This is a genomic window from Flavobacterium frigoritolerans (genome assembly GCF_025847275.1).
Classification (GTDB): Bacteria; Bacteroidota; Bacteroidia; order Flavobacteriales; family Flavobacteriaceae; genus Flavobacterium; species Flavobacterium frigoritolerans.
The window spans coordinates 83,422-105,760 of the sequence record NZ_JAOZEV010000013.1 but is presented as its reverse complement, the minus strand read 5'-3'; the positions used below and the strand labels follow the sequence as shown (position 1 = coordinate 105,760).

Annotated in this window: 21 protein-coding genes; 9 read left to right on the top strand and 12 right to left on the bottom strand. The window is 32.7% G+C overall.

Going from position 1 to position 22,339, the window contains the following annotated elements; all coding sequences use genetic code 11:
• The 9 genes from OIU80_RS15620 to OIU80_RS15580 all read right to left on the bottom strand — a co-directional run bounded on the left by OIU80_RS15620 (position 1) and on the right by OIU80_RS15580 (position 7,473).
• Positions 1–399, bottom strand: coding sequence for a tautomerase family protein (locus OIU80_RS15620; RefSeq protein ID WP_264287917.1), 399 nt, complete (start codon positions 397–399; stop codon positions 1–3).
• Positions 400–417: 18 nt separating this feature from the next.
• Positions 418–798 carry a DUF1801 domain-containing protein gene (locus OIU80_RS15615; protein ID WP_264287916.1) on the bottom strand — a complete coding sequence of 127 codons (381 nt, stop codon included), beginning with the start codon at positions 796–798 and terminating at the stop codon, positions 418–420.
• Positions 799–933: 135 nt separating this feature from the next.
• Positions 934–1,461: a GNAT family N-acetyltransferase gene (locus tag OIU80_RS15610; RefSeq protein WP_264287915.1), complete on the bottom strand. Its 528-nt coding sequence runs from the start codon at positions 1,459–1,461 to the stop codon at positions 934–936.
• Positions 1,462–1,565: 104 nt separating this feature from the next.
• Positions 1,566–2,030, bottom strand: a complete 465-nt coding sequence (locus OIU80_RS15605; RefSeq protein ID WP_264287914.1) for a DUF4265 domain-containing protein — start codon at positions 2,028–2,030, stop codon at positions 1,566–1,568.
• A 23-nt stretch (positions 2,031–2,053) separates the two neighbouring features.
• Positions 2,054–2,563, bottom strand: coding sequence for an SMI1/KNR4 family protein (locus OIU80_RS15600; protein WP_264287913.1), 510 nt, complete (start codon positions 2,561–2,563; stop codon positions 2,054–2,056).
• 122 nt (positions 2,564–2,685) lie between these two features.
• Positions 2,686–3,264, bottom strand: coding sequence for an SMI1/KNR4 family protein (locus OIU80_RS15595; protein WP_264287912.1), 579 nt, complete (start codon positions 3,262–3,264; stop codon positions 2,686–2,688).
• Positions 3,265–3,388: 124 nt separating this feature from the next.
• Positions 3,389–4,378 carry an aspartate-semialdehyde dehydrogenase gene (locus OIU80_RS15590; protein WP_264287911.1) on the bottom strand — a complete coding sequence of 330 codons (990 nt, stop codon included), beginning with the start codon at positions 4,376–4,378 and terminating at the stop codon, positions 3,389–3,391.
• A gap of 164 nt (positions 4,379–4,542) precedes the next feature.
• Positions 4,543–4,917 carry a large conductance mechanosensitive channel protein MscL gene (gene mscL, locus OIU80_RS15585; protein WP_264287910.1) on the bottom strand — a complete coding sequence of 125 codons (375 nt, stop codon included), beginning with the start codon at positions 4,915–4,917 and terminating at the stop codon, positions 4,543–4,545.
• An 84-nt stretch (positions 4,918–5,001) separates the two neighbouring features.
• Entirely contained in the window at positions 5,002–7,473 is a 2,472-nt protein-coding gene (locus OIU80_RS15580) for a bifunctional UDP-N-acetylmuramoyl-tripeptide:D-alanyl-D-alanine ligase/alanine racemase (protein ID WP_264287909.1), read from the bottom strand.
• A gap of 370 nt (positions 7,474–7,843) precedes the next feature.
• Here OIU80_RS15580 and OIU80_RS15575 point away from each other — a divergent pair, with 370 nt between their 5' ends.
• A complete protein-coding gene (locus tag OIU80_RS15575) occupies positions 7,844–8,452 on the top strand; it encodes a hypothetical protein (RefSeq protein ID WP_264287908.1) in 609 nt (202 codons plus the stop codon).
• Here the strand turns inward: OIU80_RS15575 and OIU80_RS15570 are convergent.
• Complete coding sequence (locus OIU80_RS15570) at positions 8,447–9,214, bottom strand: porin family protein (protein WP_319004972.1); 768 nt, start codon at positions 9,212–9,214, stop codon at positions 8,447–8,449. The genes OIU80_RS15575 and OIU80_RS15570 overlap by 6 nt on opposite strands.
• A 229-nt stretch (positions 9,215–9,443) precedes the next feature.
• Between OIU80_RS15570 and OIU80_RS15565 the strand changes: the two genes are divergently transcribed.
• From OIU80_RS15565 to OIU80_RS15535, 7 genes are all read left to right on the top strand, one after another.
• Positions 9,444–9,788, top strand: a complete 345-nt coding sequence (locus tag OIU80_RS15565) for a hypothetical protein (RefSeq protein WP_264287907.1) — start codon at positions 9,444–9,446, stop codon at positions 9,786–9,788.
• 200 nt (positions 9,789–9,988) lie between these two features.
• The gene (locus OIU80_RS15560; protein ID WP_264287906.1) at positions 9,989–12,196 is read left to right on the top strand and encodes a TonB-dependent receptor; all 2,208 of its coding nucleotides are present in this window, start codon (positions 9,989–9,991) and stop codon (positions 12,194–12,196) included.
• 134 nt (positions 12,197–12,330) lie between these two features.
• Positions 12,331–14,430: a prolyl oligopeptidase family serine peptidase gene (locus OIU80_RS15555; protein WP_404827379.1), complete on the top strand. Its 2,100-nt coding sequence runs from the start codon at positions 12,331–12,333 to the stop codon at positions 14,428–14,430.
• 356 nt (positions 14,431–14,786) lie between these two features.
• The gene (locus OIU80_RS15550) at positions 14,787–15,785 is read left to right on the top strand and encodes a Gfo/Idh/MocA family protein (RefSeq protein WP_264287904.1); all 999 of its coding nucleotides are present in this window, start codon (positions 14,787–14,789) and stop codon (positions 15,783–15,785) included.
• 314 nt (positions 15,786–16,099) lie between these two features.
• Positions 16,100–18,544: an AsmA family protein gene (locus tag OIU80_RS15545; RefSeq protein WP_264287903.1), complete on the top strand. Its 2,445-nt coding sequence runs from the start codon at positions 16,100–16,102 to the stop codon at positions 18,542–18,544.
• Between the two features lie 78 nt (positions 18,545–18,622).
• Positions 18,623–19,399, top strand: a complete 777-nt coding sequence (locus OIU80_RS15540) for an HNH endonuclease (RefSeq protein WP_264287902.1) — start codon at positions 18,623–18,625, stop codon at positions 19,397–19,399.
• Between the two features lie 398 nt (positions 19,400–19,797).
• Positions 19,798–20,043: a hypothetical protein gene (locus OIU80_RS15535; RefSeq protein ID WP_264287901.1), complete on the top strand. Its 246-nt coding sequence runs from the start codon at positions 19,798–19,800 to the stop codon at positions 20,041–20,043.
• Positions 20,044–20,105: 62 nt separating this feature from the next.
• On the opposite strand, the gene OIU80_RS15530 is transcribed toward OIU80_RS15535, so the two are convergent.
• Positions 20,106–20,342, bottom strand: a complete 237-nt coding sequence (locus OIU80_RS15530; protein ID WP_264287900.1) for a hypothetical protein — start codon at positions 20,340–20,342, stop codon at positions 20,106–20,108.
• 345 nt (positions 20,343–20,687) lie between these two features.
• On the opposite strand from OIU80_RS15530, the gene OIU80_RS15525 reads away from it, so the two are divergent.
• The gene (locus OIU80_RS15525; RefSeq protein WP_129540076.1) at positions 20,688–21,002 is read left to right on the top strand and encodes an HPF/RaiA family ribosome-associated protein; all 315 of its coding nucleotides are present in this window, start codon (positions 20,688–20,690) and stop codon (positions 21,000–21,002) included.
• Positions 21,003–21,061: 59 nt separating this feature from the next.
• Here the strand turns inward: OIU80_RS15525 and OIU80_RS15520 are convergent, their stop codons facing one another.
• Positions 21,062–21,718, bottom strand: coding sequence for an oxidoreductase (locus tag OIU80_RS15520; RefSeq protein ID WP_264287899.1), 657 nt, complete (start codon positions 21,716–21,718; stop codon positions 21,062–21,064).
• Positions 21,719–22,339: the final 621 nt, after the last annotated feature.

The window sequence follows — 22,339 nt, the reverse complement described above, 5'->3', positions numbered from 1 at the left end:
TTATTGTTTTAAATGTTTCGGTTCTTGAATTTCCCCATTTCCAAAAGACCAATTTTCGCTACCATTATTCTCCAATAGAATTATGATAATGTCATTTTTTAGGATTTCGGTTGTACTTGAAATTCTAGTTGCAATCTGAGCATATAGTTTTGTTTTTTGCTCTTTTGTTCTTCCTTGTCCAGCTGTTATCTGAACGTAAATAATGTTTTCCGAATGGGTAATGCCAAGGTAGCTTTTTGGGAACTTAATTTGTGTAGTTTCTAATTCTTCTATTACATGAAAATAATCATCTTCTGGAATGTTGAATTCCTGAATTAAAGATTCGTGTATCGAAATCGAAATGTTTTCTTTGGTTTCTTGCGATAATTTTTTCGGCAAACTTATTCTAACAAATGGCATAACTAATTTTTAGCGTTACTATTTTCCTTTCTTTATTATTTTGATTACTCCAGTTTTGTAAAGACCAATTGCTTTTTCAATAATTCCTTTGATGGTATCAATTGGTAAATCTTTGTCTGGGTCAAATAGCATTGTTTTCATCCGCGAGCGTTTTTCGGATAGTAACTCAGGATTATCAAAGTGTTTTCCCTCGACGATGCCAAGGTAGGGTTTGTTATTTGTTTTATGAACCCACAAATAGCAAAACATCTTTCCTTTATAACAGAAGAAAGGCATGCCATATTTTAATGTATGAGTAATTTCTGAGTCTTGTGAAAGAATAATATCTCGTAATGCAAGTAAGCAACCTTTGTTTGGTTCTTCTTTTTTTAGATAAAAATTATCAAGCTCTAAACTCATTTTTTCATTTATTAATAATGTAAATACTCTATCTAACTCTTTGCGAAAGGAACGCGGATGATACGGTCCCGATAGCTATCGGGATACAAAAGTAAAAACGCGGATTAAACGCGAATCTGTTTAATCCGCGTTCCTCTATAGACAATTTAAGGTCAGCTTCATCATTATATCTGTTTGCGGGTCATTTCCTAATTTAAAAATGTGTTTGTCGAATTCTACAAAGCCATTTTTCTTGTAAAAAGCCAATGCTCTATGGTTTTGTTCCCAAACGCCAAGCCATAAATAGCCAGCATTTTTTTCTTTGGCAATTTGCAACGCTTTGTCATACAAAAGTTGTCCAACCTTTTTGCCTAAGAATTCTTGCGAAACGTAAATACGTTCAATTTCTAAGGCATTATTATCTTTTAATTCTGTTTGTGCGTCTCCTGAATTTGTTTTTAAGTATCCAATAACGGCATCATTTAATACTGCAAAAAAGAATTCAGAATCTGGATTTTCAATTTCTTTTTTAAGTTTATCAAAGGCAAAGCTAGTAGACAAATAATTGTTCATGTTTTCCTCCGTATTAGGCTTCGAAAAAGTTTCTAGGAACGTCTGTCTTCCTATGTTTTGCAGTTTTTCAATATCTGTTATCGTGACTTTTGTAATTTGTATCGTTTCCATGAATGACTAATTATTCTGTTTTTATTGTAAAGACTATTAGTGAATTAAGTTTTTGTCATTTTACAAATCTCATTCTACTATTTTCATTTGACGCTTTACAACTTTTAATACCAATGATTATCTGATAAATCAGGTTCAGCATAATTTATAATCTTGTTTTCTTCTAACTCGATTAATTTTTGTCGGATCGGTTCGTATTTTAAAGCTGCTGGAATTTGTATTACAAAATAGTCCTTATTGAATTTTTCAGACTCACAGCCGAGTTCATTAAATACTTCACGTAAATCGTTTATTTGAATGTTTTTATCTAATACAATAACCTGAATTGTAGAATTTCCTGAATGCTCAATCGTTTGTTTATAGACTAATTTTTGTTCCGTTTCGTCGAATTCTGCAAAAACAACATCTTCACAAGAAACGGGTGCATAAAACGGAATATTATCCAATTTGTACAGCCCATTTTCAGCATTAATTGTTGTTGCCCATAATGTTTCTACAGCCGATTCGTTAAGAATTTTACTAAAAAATCTAAAAAGTATTTTGACATATTTGTCTTGTTCTTCTGCCATTTTATTTAAATGCTATCGTTTTATTATAATTTATCACCCCATTCGCTTGGGTCAAAAGGTTCGAATTCTCTTTCGGAAAATGCTTCAGTTAAAATTCCAGAATTGCATAACCAATTTATAGTTTCTTCGAGTGTTTTACCTGCTTTGTATATCATTTCGCTATTTCTTGGTAAAATGTAATACTCGTTTTTATAGAGAATAATCTCGTCACCGTCAAAAGTATCTCCAATTCTTACTGAGTCTAAAACTTGCTCTTTTGTTAAAACAGCTGCTCCTTCATCCCAAAACCAATATTCGTTTATTCTTTTTTTCCATTCATCAACAGTGAGTACTATTGTTTCCGGAAGATAGATTCTTACGTACGTTCCACCCAGAATTCCGCTTCCGTACGTTACAACATATTCTTTATAATTGTTGTCAAAAGTGATGTTTAAAGTTTGTTCGCAAGCCTGAATGTCTTCATCATCAGCAAGAAACAAGTCGGTTCTGTGGGTGTTGTAATTCGGGATTACTTTATAGTTATCGAAGTTCATGCGTTTTGTATTTATAGTAGCTAAGATATGGCTTTTTTTATTGTTGAGAATACTCTTTTTCTGCAGAAAAGCCGTAATCACAATTTTGTGATTACGGCTTTATATTAAAAAAAGAGATTCATTTATTCGACAATAAATCTTTTGGGGTAATTATCAATACTTTCGATTTCAAAGTATTCATCAAAATCTTTCTGCTCGGTAATTTCATAATAATGGGTAAGCCTTGATATAAAAGTTTCTAAATTTAGTGATATAACATTTCTGTCGTTATCACCATGCCAGAACTCAATTAGTTGTCCTTTGTTTTCTGTGAAAGTCCCATGACAATCATAACAAATATAATCTCCACCACCATTATGGAAAATAGGCAGCCATTTTTCATTCCACCAATTTTCAATTTCAAAATCAGTTCCAATCATCGAAGTATTTTCGGCTGCAATTTGAAGTGTTTCTTCTAGAGGTATAAACATCGAATTATTCACAAATGATTCAAATGAATTATGGTTTTGTCCATTCTTCCATTTGTAAAGCAGTTTTAGATCAGTTGGGATTTTAATTTTATATTTTTCTTCTAATGCATTTATTTCTAAATCATTCAAAGGCTCTTTTAACACTTGGTAATAATCAGTTCTTGTTCTTGCTATCTGAGAATCTAATTTCCGAATTGTTTCTATTATACTTTCGTTATTTGAATTATGCATTTAAATATGTCTTAGTTGAAATTATAAATGTAGTTTTTAATTATAAAACCGGAGTTATTATAACGAACAAAAACCGCAATCACAATTTTGCGATTACGGCTTTTATCTAATATAATTGTGTGTATTATACCAATTTTGCAGCTACAAGATATTCTGCAATCTGAATTGTATTTGTTGCAGCACCTTTTCTTAGGTTATCGGCAACAATCCACATATTTAAAGTGTTTGGTTGGCTTTCGTCACGACGAATACGACCTACAAAAACATCATTTTTTCCTTCTGCATAAAGAGGCATTGGGTAGGTAAATGTGTCAAGGTTATCCTGAACAACAATACCGTCAGTATGATGTAAAATCTCACGTACTTCATTTACATCAAAATCATTTGTAAACTCAACATTTACTGCTTCGCTATGTCCACCAACAACAGGAACACGAACTGCAGTTGCAGTTACAGCAATAGTATTGTCACCAAGAATTTTTTGAGTTTCGCGAACTAGTTTCATTTCTTCTTTGGTATATCCATTTTCTTCAAAGCTATCGCAATGAGGAATAGCATTTCTGTGAATAGGATATTTATAAACCATTTCACCTTTTATACCAGCATATTCATTTTCAAGTTGCTTTACAGCTTTTACACCAGTTCCAGTGATAGATTGGTACGTAGAAACAACAATTCTTTTGATATCGTATTTTTTGTGCAAAGGAGCCAATGTCAAAACCATTTGTATAGTCGAACAGTTTGGGTTTGCTATAATCTTGTCTTCTTTTGTTAAAGTTGAAGCATTGATTTCAGGAACGATTAATTTTTTTGTAGGATCCATTCTCCAAGCCGATGAGTTATCGATAACAGTTGTTCCTGCAGCTGCAAATTTTGGAGCCCATTCTAATGAAGTTTCTCCACCAGCTGAGAAAATAGCAATATCAGCTTTCAGATCAACTGCCGTTTGTAATCCAACTACCGTATAATTCGTTCCTTTATATTCGATTTGTTTACCAACTGATTTCTCAGATGCAACCAAAATTAATTCTGTAACAGGGAAATTTCTTTCTGCCAATACTTTTAGCATTACTTCGCCAACCATACCGGTAGCGCCTACAATCGCTATTCTCATTTTTATATTTTTTATTGTGAATGTTTGTTATTTGAAGTGCAAAAATAGGTATAATGAAGTTGAAAACAAGCGGGTTCACAAAAAATAACAAAAAGTTATATTTGTAACAAAAAAGAAAAACCGTTCAGATTATGAACGGTTTAGTTAGACAATAGTGTAGCGGATTATTTTTTTAATAAATCTCTAATTTGAGTCAATAATTCTTCTTGCGTAGGTGCTGCTGGAGCAGGTGGAGCAACATCTTTTTTCTTGGCATGATTAATCCCTTTGATTATCATAAATAGTACAAAAGCAACAATTAAAAAGTTAATTACTGCCGAAATAAATAAACCATACTTTACGCCTCCAAAAGCAGTTAACTGTTCAATTGAAGATAAATGCGCGGCATCCAATGCAGGTTTTAATAGCAATGGTGTAATAACATCTTCGATAAACGAGCTCACAATTTTACCAAAAGCAGCTCCAATTATGACACCGACAGCTAAATCTACCACGTTGCCCTTCATTGCAAATTCCTTAAATTCAGATAACATTCCCATAATTGATATTGTTTAGTTTAAAATTTTTTCTCACTCGAAAATAAGTAATATTTTGCATATTTTAATTAATTATGAACTAAAATATTACTGACGGAAAAATACGCGTTTCACACGTTGCGAAATACTGGTAAGAATTTCATACGGAATCGTGCGTAATTCTTGTGCCATTTCGATTACAGTTGGGCTTTCGCCAAAGATGACTACATCATCACCTTCTTTGCAATCAATAGCAGTTACATCAACCATGAGCATATCCATACAAATGTTTCCAATAATCCGTGCTTTTTGCCCTTTTATAGTTACAAAGCCCACTCCGTTACCCCAAAGTCTGGCAATTCCGTCGGCATAACCAATCGGAATTGTAGCGATTCGGGTTTCTTTTTCGGCCATAAACCGACGCCCATATCCCACGCTGTCATCGGCAGGAATAGTTCTTACTTGCGAAATAATCGATTTTAATGTGCTTACATTTTCCAAATATTTTTGTTCTGCTGGATCATTAGAAACTCCGTATAAACCAATTCCTAAACGCACCATATTGTATTGTGCCTGAGGGAAATTGCTAATTCCAGAAGTATTCAGAATATGGCGAATTGGATTAATGTCTAATGCCGCCAATAATTTAGAAGATAGTTTTTCGAATAAATCAATTTGAGAAAGGACAAAGTCAAAATGTTTCTCCTCATCACTTGTTGCCAAATGCGATAAAATACTTTTTACCTCAACGTTTGTATTCCCTTTTAGAGTAGCAATTAACTCATCGAGCGTATTGGCTTCAAAGCCCAATCGATGCATTCCTGTATCTAATTTTATATGAATGGGAAAATGATGTAGTTTCTTTTCTTTAGCAATTTTCAAAAAGGCATTGAGTCCTTTTAAACTATAAATTTCGGGTTCTAATTGATGCTGAATAATAGCCGAAAAAGTAGTAGTTTCAGGATTAAGTACCATAATCGGTAGTTTGATGCCACCATTTTTAAGTGAAATTCCTTCATCGGCAAAAGCCACACCCAAATAATCTACTTTGTGATGTTCTAGTAATTTTGCGATTTCAAGACCACCGTTTCCATAACTATAGGCTTTTACCATCACCATCATTTTGGTGCCTGGATTTATTTTTGATTTAAAAAAATTAAGATTATGACCAATAGCGTTGAGGTTAATCTCTAGAATTGTTTCGTGTGTTTTCTCCTCAAGCAATGCTACAATTTCTTCAAACTGAAACGAACGTGCTCCTTTTACAAGAATGGTTTCATTTTCAAAATCCAACGATTCATAATGCGTAATGAATGTTGCTGTATCGGGAAATGTTATGCAATTAGTAAATTTATCTTTAAAAGACGAAATGGTCGAACCAATCCCAATAACACGAGTTATTTTATTGGACTCGATAAGTTGAGCCACTTTCGAATATAATTCGTCATTTGTAAAACCGCTCTGAAGAATATCGGATAAAATCACGGTTTTCTTTTTGAATTTATGCTGGCTTTCCAGAAAATCTAATGCGATTTTTAGCGATTGAAAATCGGAACTATAACTATCATCGATTATACTGCAATTGTTAATTCCGTTTTTTACTTCCAAGCGCATTTCTACAGGATACAATAAATGCATTCGGTTTTCGATTGTAGCCGAATCGTATTTTAAGCACAACAAAACCATTAGGCACGAAATAGCATTTTCTATCGAAGCATCATCTTGAAACGGAATAGTAAATTCATTTATTTCATCGATATATTCATATCGAATTAATGTGTTTCCGTTATGAGTTTGTTTTGTAGTAACTAAAACATCGGCATTTTTATCAGTAAAACTCCAAGAAAATAATTTTCTGGATTCCAGCAGATATTCGGCTGCAAATTGTGTCAAACAAGAATGAACAACCTCTGTTTTTTGGTAAATAATTGTGGGAGTTTCTTTGAATAAAAGTAGTTTTTCATCTATCTTTTGTACAAGATTTAAAAAGCCTTCGTCGTGTGCCGAACCAATATTGGTAAGAAGTCCGATAGTAGGTTTGATGATTTTTTCTAGTTTATCCATTTCAGAAACCGTCGAAATTCCTGCTTCAAAAATACCTAGATTGTGTTTCTCATTTATAGCAATCACCGATAAAGGAACGCCAACCTGTGAGTTGTAACTTTTTGGACTTCTTATAATGTTATGGTCAGGACTCAACAAGAAATTGAGCCATTCCTTTACTATCGTTTTGCCGTTACTTCCGGTCAATCCGATAATAGGAAAATCAAAAAGACTTCGATAGTAAGCAGCCACTGCCTGTAAAGCTGTTAGTGAATTTTCGACAACTATATAATTAGCTCTTTGTGTATAATTTTCAGGAATATGTGTTACCACAAAATTATGAACGCCTTTTTCGATTAAGTCAGGAATGTAGTCATGCGCATTATTGTTTGGTCCGCTTAAAGCGAAAAATAAAGTTTTAGGTCCGTTTTGTAAAGAACGGCTATCAATAGAAATATGGTCGATATTGATATCGGAATTACCTCCAAACCATTTAGCATGAAGTGTTTGAATTATGTTTTTAAGATTTATAGGCATTGTTTTGTGAAATGTTTTGTGTTGAAATGTAAAACGCAAATTGATGATAAATATGATTTAGAAATCATGATATAATTTGAAACATTAAAGGTAGAAAAAGAGTTTTTAATATTTTCTTAAAAATGCAATTATTCAAATTGTAAAGTTTGTCTATAATGGAACGCGGATGACACAGTTTCGCTAAGGCGAAAACGCTGATAAAAGCGGATTTTTTCTTTTGTCATTTTCTGAAATTAGTTTTTATCAGCATCTTTATTTTAGTAAATCTGCTTCATCTGCGTTCCCTTTTTTAGTTGCTGTTAAAATTTTGAGCATTTTATAGAAAGTCATATATTTTTTTATATTTGTTCAAGACAATAAAATCAAGCAGTTGAAAAAGATTCTTCCAATAATTTCCTATCTATTCCATCCATTGTTTATTTCGATGTATGCGAGTATGTTTTATCTTTTTTTTAAAGAAGATGCATTTGTCAATGAGGAGAAATTCTTTATTCTTTTTCAGATATTGATTATTACGGTTTTAGTTCCAATGTTGTTTTTCTTGTTGCTTCGTTCAACAGGAAATGTCGATTCGATTATGATTCATGAAACGGCACAACGTAAGATTCCGTTGGTGCTTCATTGTTTTTTAATTATTTTATTGGTTAAGCGTAGTGTAGTGATTATGCGATATCCAGAGTTGCATTTTTTCTTTTTAGGAGCATTGTTTAGTACTATAATTGCACTTGTATTGTCTTTTTTTAAAATAAAAGCCAGTTTGCACATGATAGCCATTAGCGGATTAACGATTTTCGCAATTGGATTGAGTCGACATCTTCAAGTACCCCACATGATGTATTGGGTTGCTTTTTTTATATTAATGAATGGTTTGGTAGCTTCATCGCGCCTGGAAATGAATGCTCATACCAATAAGGAACTGATTATAGGATTACTGATTGGGATAATTCCGCAAATACTATTTTTAGTTTTTTGGTTATAGGATATAGAAGATTATACCAATATTCATTGTTCTCATATCGATACTTTCAGTAGTTGTTTTTGCCGATTTAAATAAAGGTTTTAAACCATAATAGGCATAAATATTCCAAGTATTAAATCCAGCTGACATATACACACCGTATTGGAATTTTTCGAAATCACTATTGTTTTTAATGGTTACTTTTTGTTCCGAATCTTTGTAAACAGATCGGTCAAATAAAACATAACTAAATTTTATACCGCCGTATATTCTCCAAAATTTATAACTCTCATAAGTAGAAGTACGCCATCTGAATTCAATAGGAAAATCGACTAAATATTGGGTAAATTTGTTTGAATTAACATTAGAATAATTTACTACATTATAAATAGGAGCATCGCTAGTTCCTGTTATTGCAATATTTTGAAAGTAATTTTTGTAACTAAAACCTAAACCAGCTGCAATAGCGACATTTCTATTTTTGTTAATAGGCATATCTCTTAAAAAACCAAAACTTAATCCTGCTGAAAATTTCTTTTGCGATAATCCTTCTGGTGCATTGTTCAATGCATTATAGGTAATCGCAAAATAAAACTGATCTTCTCGATATAGAGAGTCAATTTTTACTTTTGGAGCTTCAGTAGCAGGAGCCATTTCTTCCTGAGAAAAAACATTCAGAAACGAAACTAAAAATAAACAACTAAAAAATAATCGCATTTTGGATTTTGGTTTTAATGATTGTTCCAAGAGTATAAGTGATTTTTGCATTTTGATATAAACCATACAAATATAAGATTTTGAGTGTTTCGGTTGCGATTTGATTTTGATTATTCTGTTTTATGTCATGATTTGTTCAAATTTGAATGCATATTTTAAATTTTTATGAGCTTTTTGATTAATTTTTTTGGGTAGGCTATAAAGGAAAAGCTTTGCTCCTTTGCAACTTAGTGCCTCAGAACCTTTTTTCTATAGTATTCATTTCGCTTACATGTTTTTTATACCTTTGTAGCGAATGAAAAGAAAACAGCTCATATTAAGTATTTCTTTGACGATGACGGTATTGTTCTCAATGCTGTTCCAGTCATTCCATAGTTATGAGCATATTGTACAAGAGTTTTCAAAAAAACAATGTCATCACGAGTATAACGTAACAAATACCGAAATAACGCATCAGCACCATAATTTCGATTATTGCTATGTATGTCATTTTGCGATAAGCAGTTATATTACACCTGAAAAATTCACTTTTCAGTTACCAGTTTTTCATGATGAAATTCCTTATTTCTTTAGCTTTTCGGGAACAACTATTTTATTTTCCGGAAGTTTATATTCTCTTCGAGGTCCACCCATAGTTTAGATTTTTGTATCCGATATTTTCGGAATACAACGTATTTACCCCGTTTTGATTTTCATAAAATCAAACAAAACCTTCGTTTATAGATTCGAACGGTAAAAATGGTTTACTAATTCTGATAGTTATCGGAATTGTTGAGCGTATTTATACATTTTTTTGAATTTTTTTAATGAAGAAATCATCTAACTATAGTATCATTTACAATGAAAAAAATCATAATTGCCCTAATTTTAGGGTTCTCGGGCTTGATTAATGCCCAAAATACAGTTTCTGGAACCGTAACCGATTTGCAAAATCAACCAGTTCCAGGAGTTTCAGTTTATGTTTCAGAATTACATAAAGGAACTACAACCGACGAAAACGGAAAGTACATCTTAAATAATCTTCCAAAAGGAGGATTGCGTATTGCATTTACGTTTGTAGGGTATACAACTCAAAATAAAAACATCGAAAAATTATTAAAAGAGAACACGCTGGATATTTTGCTTTCGCAAGCAGCTTTTGAAATGGACGAGGTAATTGTGTCAACAGCTTTTAGCAAATTACAATCACAAAACGTAATGAAAGTAGAACATGAAACTATTAAAACATTACAGCAAAAAGGGACTTCAACATTAATAGAAGGATTAGCAACAATACCAGGAGTTTCTCAGATTTCTACGGGAACTTCTATTGGTAAACCAGTAATTCGAGGATTAAGCGGAAACCGTGTTTTAGTGTATTCGCAAGGAGTTCGATTAGAAAACCAACAATTTGGAGACGAACATGGTTTGGGATTAAATGATGCAGGAGTCGAAAGTGTTGAGGTTATAAAAGGACCAGCATCGTTATTATATGGTTCAGATGCTTTGGGAGGAGTGTTGTATTTTAACCCAGAAAAATTTGCCGATGCAGGAGATTTTAAGGCAAATTTCAGTCAGAAATATTTCTCTAATACACAAGGGAGTAATTCTTCAATTGGCTTAAAAACATCTACAGAAAATTGGAAATTTTTAGCGCGTGGAAGTTTTAATTCACATTCAGATTATAAAGCAGGAGATAGCGATCGTGTAACAAATACCCGTTATAACGAAACCGATTTTAAAACCGGAATAGGATATAGTAATTCTAGTTTCTCAAGTGTTTTGCGTTACAATTACAACAAACTAGATTTAGGAATTCCCGAAGAAGGATTTGGAGAACAAACAACAACTAAGAATACTGAGTTTCCAAGACAAGGCGTTTTTAATCATTTGTTGAGTTTAAATAATGTTTTTTTCTTTCAGAATTCAAAATTAGATGTCGATTTAGGATATATCACAAATGATAGAAGTGAGTTTGAAGATAGTAATGAGGCTGCATTGCACATGAAACTAAAAACATTTAATTACAATGCAAAATATCATTTGCCTAAAATGGGTAAAATCGAAACCATTGTTGGCGTTCAGGGAATGCATCAAAAGAATGCTAACTCGGGAGAAGAATATTTAATTCCAGATGCAACAACAAATGATTTTGGTGTTTTTGGAACAGCAAATTACGAGTGGAAAAGTAATGTGTTACAAGCAGGTTTGCGTTTTGATAACCGAAACGTAACTTCGATTGCACACGGAACAGAAGGAGAAGAAGGATATTTTCAGGCATTAGACAGATCCTTTGATAGTTTCAACGCATCGTTGGGGTATAAAACCAATCTTGCAGATAACTTAACAATGCGTTTAAATGTTGCTTCCGGATTTAGAGCGCCAAACTTGGCAGAGCTAACATCAAATGGGGTTCATGAAGGAACAAATCGTTACGAAGTTGGAAACGGAGCTTTAAAAACGGAGCAAAACGTACAAACCGATTTGAATTTGGAATATAAAAACAGTCATTTTGAGTTTTTTGTAAATGGGTTTTATAATCATGTAAACAACTATATCTATACTTCGCCAACAGGAGATATAATTGATAATAATGATGTTTTTGCTTATGTACAGGACAATGCTAAATTGTATGGTGGAGAGGTTGGATTGCATTTTCATCCACATCCTTTAGATTGGTTGCATTTTGAAACTAGTTTTGAAACCGTAACGGGTAAAAAGCAAAACGGAGATTACCTGCCATTAATTCCTGCAAACAACTGGAATAACACGATAAGAACAGAGTTTAACATCAAGAACTGGTTCCAAGATGGATTTGCAACTTTAAATGTAAGTTCAACTTTTAATCAGGATAATGTAAGCGGTTTTGAAACAGCTTCAAAAGGATATTCATTAGTTAATCTAGGTTTAGGAGGAAAAGTGAAATTTGGCAAAACGGCTTTTGATGTAAATATAAACGGAAATAACTTATTCGATAAAAAATACATTGCGCACTTATCTCGATTAAAAACAGATGGAATTCCTAATATAGGACGCAACATAGTTTTAGGAGTTAACTTCAATTTGTAAGATAATAAATCGTAAATAAGACCACTAAAAACGCTAACGATATAGTTAGCGTTTTTATATTAAATTAGATTGAAAAAATAACTATTTTTGCTACAAACCGAAATATTATAACAATGAAAAAAATTAGTATTCTAATGGCTATAACCGCTACAACAGTCGCGTTTGGACAAAGTCAAAAATCAAATTCGATAAAATATCCTGATACCAAAAAGGGAGAAACTATTGATACTTATTTTGATGCTAAAGTGAGTGATCCATATCGTTGGCTTGAAGATGATAAATCTGAAGAAACAGCTGCTTGGGTAAAAGCACAAAATAAAGTTACCTATGCATATTTAGACCAAATTCCTTTTCGAGATGAGTTAAAAAAACGAATGGAAAAATTATGGAACTATGAAAAAATAGGAGCACCTTTTGTAAGAGGAAAATCAACATATTATTCTAAAAATAACGGATTGCAAAACCAATCTGTAATATATAAAAAAGGAGAAAACGGTAAAGATGAGGTTTTCTTAGATCCAAATACATTCTCAAAAGACGGAACCACATCGTTAGGAGGATTGGATTTTACAAAAGACGGAACTATAGCAGCTTATTCTATCTCTGAAGGAGGAAGCGATTGGAGAAAAGTAATTATCATAGACGCACAAACTCGTAAAGTATTAGAAGATACAATCGTAGATGTGAAGTTTAGTGGTATTTCTTGGAAAGGAAAAGAAGGATTCTACTATTCAAGTTATGATAAACCAAAAGGAAGCGAATTGTCTGCAAAAACAGATCAGCATAAATTGTACTTCCATAAATTAGGAACAGCACAAAAAGATGATAAAGTAGTTTTTGGATTAGATCAAAAAAGAAGATATGTTGGAGGTTATGTAACCGATGATATGAAGTATTTAATCATTACAGCAGCTAACTCTACTTATGGGAATGAGTTGTATATTAAAGATCTAACTAAAGAAAATAGCCCAATTGTTACTATTGTAGATAATTTTAATAGTGCAAACGGAGTACTAGAAAACGAAGGAACAAAATTGTTTATCGTAACTGATTTAAAAGCACCAAACAAGCGTATTGTAACAGTTGATGTAAGCAATCCAAAACCAGAAAATTGGAAAAACTTTATCGCCGAAACAGAGAATGTATTATCACCATCAACAGGAGGAGGATATTTCTTTGCACACTATATGAAAGATGCAGTTTCTTCAGTAAAACAATATGACTATACTGGGAAATTAGTTAGAGAGATAAAATTACCAGCGGTAGGAACAGCAGGTGGTTTTGGTGGAGAAAAAGAGGATAAAGTAGTGTACTATTCATTTACAAATTACACCACTCCAGGGACTATTTATTCTTTTGATGTTAAGTCAGGGAAATCAGAAATTTATCAGCAACCTAAAGTTGATTTCAAAAGTGCAGATTACGAATCAAAACAAGTATTCTATACATCTAAAGATGGAACAAAAGTACCGATGATAATTACTTATAAAAAAGGATTGAAATTAGACGGTAAAAACCCAACTATTTTATATGGTTACGGAGGATTCAGCGCTAGCTTAACACCATCATTTAGTATTGCAAATGCAGTTTGGATGGAAAACGGAGGAGTTTATGCAGTTCCAAATCTTCGTGGAGGAGGAGAATATGGTAAAAAATGGCATGATGCAGGAACAAAAATGCAAAAACAAAATGTATTTGATGATTTCATTGCAGCAGCAGAATATCTTATAGCTCAAAAATATACATCTTCAGATTTCTTAGCAATTCGCGGAGGTTCAAACGGAGGATTATTAGTAGGAGCAACAATGACACAACGTCCAGAATTAATGAAAGTGGCGTTACCAGCAGTAGGAGTTATGGATATGTTGCGTTACCATACATTTACAGCAGGAGCAGGTTGGGCATACGATTATGGAACATCTCAGGATAGCAAAGAAATGTTTGAATACATCAAAGGATATTCACCAGTTCACAATGTAAAAAAAGGAGTTCATTACCCAGCAACTATGGTAACTACAGGAGATCATGATGATAGAGTAGTACCAGCACATAGTTTTAAATTTGCAGCTGAATTACAGGAAAAACAAACAGGAGATAATCCAGTTTTAATCCGTATCGATGTAAAAGCAGGACATGGAGCAGGAAAATCAGTAGCAGCTACAATTCAGGAAAATGTCGATATTCAGGCATTTACATTGTACAATATGGGATTTAAAGCATTACCTAAAAAGTAAACCGTAAGAATTAAATAGTTTAAAACAGGCTTCTCTAATTTGAGGAGCCTGTTTTTTTTATGGGATTTTAACCGCAAAGTAGGCAAGGCTTTATGCAATGTTCGAAAAGTTTTTACTCAATCTTGTCTTTCTGAGGTACGAAGAATCTCCGCAAGAAACTCCATAATCTTTGTCGAGCTACCCGCGGAGATTTCTCCTTCGTCGAAACGACAAGTTTGGGGTTATTTTACGTAAAACTAAAGTTTCTTACATGATCGGTTCATAAATATTCACGCAAAGAGAGCAAATTTTTAAAATTCATAGCCAACTTTTTATTTAGTTTAAACTAAATTTGAAATACCAATAAAAATAGAAACATGGAAATTATCAGATGGGGAATTATAGGCTGTGGTAATGTAACCGAAGTAAAAAGCGGACCAGCTTTTCAAAAAGCAAAAAACTCAGCTCTGGTAGCTGTAATGCGCAGAGATGCAGCCTTGGCAGAAGATTATGCCAAACGTCATAATGTATCTAAGTGGTATTCGAATGCTGTCGATTTAATAAATGACCCAGATGTCGATGCTGTTTATATTGCAACGCCGCCATCATCACATAAAGAATATGCGCTTTTATGCGCCAAAGCAGGAAAACCAGTTTATGTCGAAAAACCAATGGCATTAAATTTTGAAGAATGCAACGAAATGATAAGTGCTTGCAAGGCTAACAATGTACCGCTATTTGTAGCATATTACAGAAGATGTTTGCCACGTTTCCTAAAGATAAAGGAGTTAATCGATAACGGCATCATTGGAACGCCAAGACATGTAAACTGTGTTTTGTATCATTCTTTTGAAGCAAGATACGACGACGAAATTAATTTGCCTTGGACAGTTTTGCCACATCTTTCTGGCGGTGGAATATTTGTTGATTTGGCATGTCATACACTAGATTTTCTAGATTTTGTTTTTGGACCAATTAAGTCGGTTCGAGGTCATGCAACTTCACAACTTAAGGCATATCCAGCCGAAGATAGCGTTTCGATGTCATTTCTGTTTGAAAACGGAATTCACGGCACAGGACTGTGGAATTTTGGTAGTCATAAACGACATGATATTGTCGAAATCGTAGGCGATAAAGGTAAAATTTCCTTTTCAACCTTTGGTAACGATCCAATACAGCTTGAAGATAAAGACGGAAAAATAGAAAGCTTCCCGATAGAGAATCCGCTGCATATCCAGCAGCCGCTTATAGAAACCGTTGTGCAGGAAATTCTTGGCAATTCTGGTTGCCCGTCTAACGGAATTTCGGCAGCGAGAACCACTTGGGTTATCGATGAAGTTTTAAAAGAATTCAGACAAGCACATCTCGCTAAATAATCAAGCTTTGGTGATTCATAAAAATATCATTTAATACATAGAAACATAGATCTTGTAATCTCAAAAAAGGCATTTCACTTTTTTTAAATGCACAGAGCCTAGCTATGTGAAAGAAATGTATTTCTTTTTTTTTGGATCTTTTTTATGTAAAAAAACCTATGTTTCTATCCGTTAAAATTAATTAAACTCAGTGAGTAATAACAATATCGCCTTTGTAGCACTTATGTGCTGTAAAGGCGTTTTTCTGTAAGGGAACGTAGTTATTTCTACTGTTTTAGATTATCTTTAATACTCCTTTAAAAATCTACGCTTAAATGAAACATTTTCTTCAGTCGGCTCGTTTTAAAAAGTATGCCAAACGCATTGCTTTTTTTCTTTTAGGGCTTATTGGTTTGGTATTAATTGCCTCGGGAGCATTGGCATTTTATTTTAATAATAACAAAGCCGAAATTGTCTCTAAAATAAATAATAAGATAAACGATAATATTAGCGGGACGATTCATATAGGAGATATTCATTATAAGTTTCTTACGGGATTTCCTAATCTTACTTTAGCTTTAAAAGAGGTGACTCTAAAAGATAGTTTGTGGGTGCAACACAAAAGAACGTTTCTGGTGGCAAAAGAAATAGAAGTGCGATTAAATGTTATGAATTTAATGTCGGATAAAATAGATTTTCATAAAATCGAAATAAATGATGCGACACTCGATTTGTACAATGGTCCAAACGGAATAACAAACACAGACATCTTCAGGAAAAAGCCGAAAAAAGAGGAAAAAGCCAACGCAAAAACAACAATGATTGATGAAATAAGTTTGACCAATGTGCATTTTATTTCCGAAAACAAACCGCGAAATAAACTATTCGATTTTGAAGTAATGGCATTAAAAGCCAAAATTAATTACGATGGGGATAATTGGAATACCAATCTTTTTGTAGAAACAAACGTAAAAAGCATGGCATTCAATACCCAAAAAGGAAGCTTTGCCAAAGACAAACGAATCAGAGGAATCATTGCAGCTACATATAAATCAGACCAGAATAAAATTACAGCCAATGTTGATGGACTCGAAATAGGAGGAGATAAATTTGATGTTAAATCCAGTTTTGATGTAGGTAATAAACCTAGTGCTAATTTCTTGATTGAGATAAAAACAAAGATTCTCTGGAAGGATGCAACCAATTTATTAGCCAATAATATTAGTTCCAAACTAAAATTTTATGATTTAAAAAAGCCGATAGATGTAACCTGTATTCTTGATGGAGATTTCAATTCCGAAGGAGATCCTAAGATTAATGTAACAGCTGTGGTAAAGAATAATGAATTACAGATTCCCGATGGATTTATTTCAGACTGTAGCTTCAATGGTAAGTTTACAAATATATTCAAAGAAGAGTTGGGGTGTGAAGATGCAAATTCGGCTGTGATACTAAAAGATTTTAAAGGAGCCTATAACAAAATGGCTTTTGTAATTCCGAATGCAATGATTCATAATTTCGACAAGCCAGTTGCAACAGGAATCTTAAATGCCGATTTTGAAGTTGAAAAACTCAACAGTATAATAAATGCCGATTTAATGCATTTTTCTAACGGTCAAGCCAAAGTCGATTTTAAATTCGAGTGTGATATTGTCGATTTGTACTTCAGAAAACCGAAATTTATAGGAAGTGTTCGGGTTGCAAATGCCAGTTTAAAGTATATTCCGAAAGGGCTTCATTTTGAAAAAACAAATATTCAGTTGGACTTTACCGAACAAGCACTTTTAATTAAAAAATTCGCGTTCAAAGACCGACACAATACGGTTTATGTAGAAGGAAGAGTTGATAATTTCCTGAATCTGTATTATGATGCTCCCGAAAAAATGCTAATCGATTGGAAGATTTATAGCCCAAGCATCGATGTAAAACAATTTATAGGCGTTATTGCAGCAACACAAAAAAAGAAACAGGTTGCCAAAAAAACAGCCAATGGAGAGAGTTTTTCAGATCAGCTTCATACCGTTATAAATAAATGTCAGGTAGTATTACAGCTTAATTTAGAGAAGTTAGTGTATGGAAAACTAACCGCTTCAGATGCCAAGGCAACAATTAAATTAACTAACTCCAATGTAACAGTTCATGATGGATTTCTGAAAACATCAGGAGGAACAGTCGCTTTTTCGGGAGTGTTGAACCCAAAAGGGAATAAGTACAACCTTCAGTCCAGTGCACAGGTTAATAATGTAGATATTACTAGTTTTCTAACATCATTTAATAACTTCGATATTAAATCATTTGATGCAAAAGATATTAGAGGAAAACTAACAACCAAAGCAAATATTGGTGGAGTGATGGATTCCCAAGGGAATTTAGTGCCCAAATCGGCAACAGGAAATGTTAGTTTTAAAGTCAATAACGGCGCTTTGGTAAATTTTGAGCCAATTGTAAAAATCGGAAAGTTTGCATTTCCGTTTCGCGATGTAAAAAATATCACATTCAGCGATTTGTCAGGAAATCTTGTTTTAAGAGGGCATGATATCGATGTCTTGGATTTAAGAGTAAGCTCGAGTGTTCTGAATTTTGATGTCGAGGGAGTTTATTCTATCGGTAACAATACCAATCTGGCAATGACAGTTCCGCTCCGAAATTCTAAAAACGATGCCAAACTAGCCACCAAAGCCGAACGAGACGCCATTCGCAACAGAGGAATTGTTTTGCACTTACTAGCAGTCGATGATGGAGGGAAAATTAAAATTAAATGGGGAAAGAAGGATAAGTAAGGATATTTTATAATTGAAAAAACAACTTCAAATAAGAATAATAAAATTTATATTTGAATGCAATCATCATAATAAAAAATGGCTCCAAAAAAATTGTGGACACGTGAAGAATTGATATTAGCTTTCAATTTATACTTGAAAATTGCTTTTGGAAAAACACATTCAAGTAATCCCCGAATAATTGAATTAGCAAATCTTATTAATAGAACTCCTGCCTCAATTGTAATGAGATTAGGTAATTTTGCTAGTATTGATCCTTTTCATATTAACAGAGGGATTACTGGCTTGAAAAACGGAATGAATCAAGTACAACCTATTTGGAATGAATTTTTTAATAATCAAGAGGAATTGGTTTTCTTGAGCGAACAAATTCTTGCCAAAAAAGAGAATGTTACAATCGAAAAGAAATTTGAAGAGATACTTTTTGATGTAAAAGACTTAAAAGGAGAAGATATTAGTAGAGTAGTAAAGACGAGAGTAAATCAATCTGTTTTTAGGCAAATGGTTTTATCTAATTATGATAATAAATGTGCAATCACAGGAATTGATGTTCCAGAACTTTTGTTAGCTAGTCATATAATACCTTGGTCTAAAAATGAAGAGCATCGGTTAAATCCTGAAAACGGAATTTGTTTTTCTGCACTTTATGATAAAGCTTTTGATAAAGGATTAATTGGGATAGATTTAAATCACGAAATAATATTATCTGATAGAATTAAAAAGAAAAAAGGAACAGAATTCTTTGATAGATATTTTAGTAAAATCGAAAATCAAAAAATAATTTCTGCTCATATTACACCACGAAAAGAATTCCTTGAATATCATCTTGATATAATTTTTAATTCTTTAGTTTGATAATTATTATGGAGTTACTCGCGAAGATTTCTCATTCTTCGAAATGACAATACTGCGCATATTTTCAGTCAACTAACTCCACAAAACATTTTCCTAATCCTGAGACGGAGCCAAAGGATACACAAGTAGCTCCATAAAATACGTCTCCAATCTTGTCTTTTCGACGCAGGAGAAATCTCCATACGAAATTCCATAATCTTCCTACCTCAGTATGATAAAACACGCAAAATAAGTTCGATCTATCTCAGCCAAATTAGTTATGTTTTCTTGAGGCAATCCTTTTAGTTTTTTAAGCTCAATTTTTGGCTTAATATTCTTAGAAGCCAATTTTGTTAAATGTTGTTTATGAAAGAATGGAGTATAGTCTGCTTTTTGTAAGTTTGAAATAAAAAATCACTATGGAAGCGAATGAAAATTGCAAGTTTGATTATTGGGAGTTTATTGAAAAATACTATCCGAATTATTATTCTTGTGATGATATTTTGATGAATGACATTCTTTATAGAAAGATTCATAATGAAGAAATATGTGAAGAAGATGAAGAAATGATTAAAGATTGGGATGTTAAATCAGAATTATTAAAACTTGATAAAATGATTTTTTTTAAAGCTTTAGAAAAATATTTTGAGATACATTATAGTTAAGTGGTATTTATACAGATAATCTTGTAAACAAAAAAGCCACTATTCACAGTGGCTTCTTTTACTTATTCAACTTCCAAATGAGGATTTAAGATTTCGGCTAATTCGTTAAGCCAATAAAAATCATTTTCTAGCCAATATTTGTTAATCGGATTACGATTATCATCGTTGCGAATAACGGTTAAGGCCAGAATGTGGTTTATTCGCCTAATGCTTTTTGCCATACTTATCGGATCAATTGATTCGTTGAGAAAATCGGCTAATCGCAATTCTGTTTCTTTGGTAAGGGTGTTTGTACTCATAATCTGAAAGTTTAAGGAAATATAAAACCCGCATAGGTTAGCTGTCCTACGCCTTTCAGAGCGTTACGGTTGTTTCCAATACCGCCAGCATACCACACGGGCAAAAGTTTTGTCAAGTTCATAATCTGAAAGTTTTAGGACTGCAAACATATAAAAATTCTTGCTAATTACCTTAGTATTTAACTTGTCTGTTATTGTGGAGTTTCTACTGTGATTCTCTCTTTGGAGGAAAGGGAAACGAAGCGGAAAAAATCGCTACTTATTTTCATAATGTTTTATTAACTCTTTCGTTTTTTTATTCAAAATTTGATAGCTTTGAGAAACAAACATTAAATATATAGTAAGATGAAAATTCAAATCAACACCGACAAAAACATAGAAGGACACGAAAGATTAGAAGCTTATTTCTCTGGCGAATTAAATAAATCGTTGGCACGTTTTGAAGATAAGGTTACGCGTATCGAAGTACATTTTGGAGACGAAAACGGAGAGAAATTTAGTCTGAACGACAAAAAATGTGTGATTGAAGTTCGTCCTGTAAAATTACAGCCTATTACTGTTACAGATCACGCCGATACACTCGAAAAAGCTTTTCAAGGAGCTTTGGGTAAAATCAAAAAATCACTTACTACAACTTTCGAAAAAATGAAGGAGTATTAATTTATATACCTATATAATTGTAAAATGGCATTATCTAAAATTAAGATAATGCCATTTTTTTATTTTAATACAGCAATCATTTCTTTCCAATGCAATATTTTGACTCTTTCATTAGCCCGATCAGCACTATTAACCATTGCTTTGGCAATATCACTAGCTTCAATGCCTTTGTACTTGCTTAGACTAGCTACAAATAGCGGATTGATGATTCTGAATATTGTCTTTAAAACTTTTTCAAGAGGTCGGTTTTCTTTTCTATTTCCTAAAATCATCGAAGGGCGAAAGATATACGTATGTTCAAAATTTAAGTTGATAATATCTTGTTCTGTTTCTCCTTTTGTTTTGGTATAAAAAACCGATGAATTTGGGTTTGCTCCAATCGAGGAAACTAAAAAGACAGATTTTGTTCCATTCTCTTTAGCCAGTTTTGCGGCTAATACGGGATAGTCATGATCAATTTGGTAATATGTTTTTTGATCAGGGGTTTTCTTTTGTGTGGTTCCTAGAGCGATATAAATTTCGTCTGTTTGAATGTCTTTTACTAACTTGTTTAAAGAATGAAAATCACCAATAAGAGTTTTTAGTTTCGGATGCTGAAGGTTTAATTCTTTTCGAACAACGATTATTATTTGTTCGTAATTAGTATTGCTCAATAAGTTTTCAAGGATATAAGATCCAACTAATCCACTTGCTCCATAAATAATTGCTTTTTTCATAAGGTGATTTGTTTGCTGTAAGTTAGAAAAAATATTAGATTAATTCGGTGCGTGTAACTACTTTGTTTGCTTCGCTCGGGGCATAAATTTTTATTTAACACATAGAAACATAGAATTGATTTTCTAAAAAGAGATAAACTAAGAAAGCAATGCTTTTTCTCATAGTTATTCTATTGTGTTTTAATACAAGAGTGTAACTACTTTGTTTGCTTCGCTCGGGACATAAAATTTTATTTAACACATAGAAACATAGAATGGATTTTCTAAAAAGAGATAAACTAAGAAAGCAATGCTTTTTCTTATAGTTATTCTAGTGTGTTTTAATACAAGAGTGTAACTACTTTGTTTGCTTCGATTGGGGCATTTTTTTTTAAACACATAGAAACATAGGATGGATTCTCTAAAAAGAGATAAACTAAGAAAGCAATGCTTTTTCTCATAGTTATTATATTGTGTTTTAATACAAGAGTGTAACGACTTTGTTGAATGTTTAAAAACCGATGTTTCTATGTGTTAAAATCGATTAATGTTTATCAAATTGAATTCTGTTTTTTTAATGTTCTAAAATAAAACCTTAAACTTTATAAATGAATTAAGATAATAATAACGCTTTTCGTTATT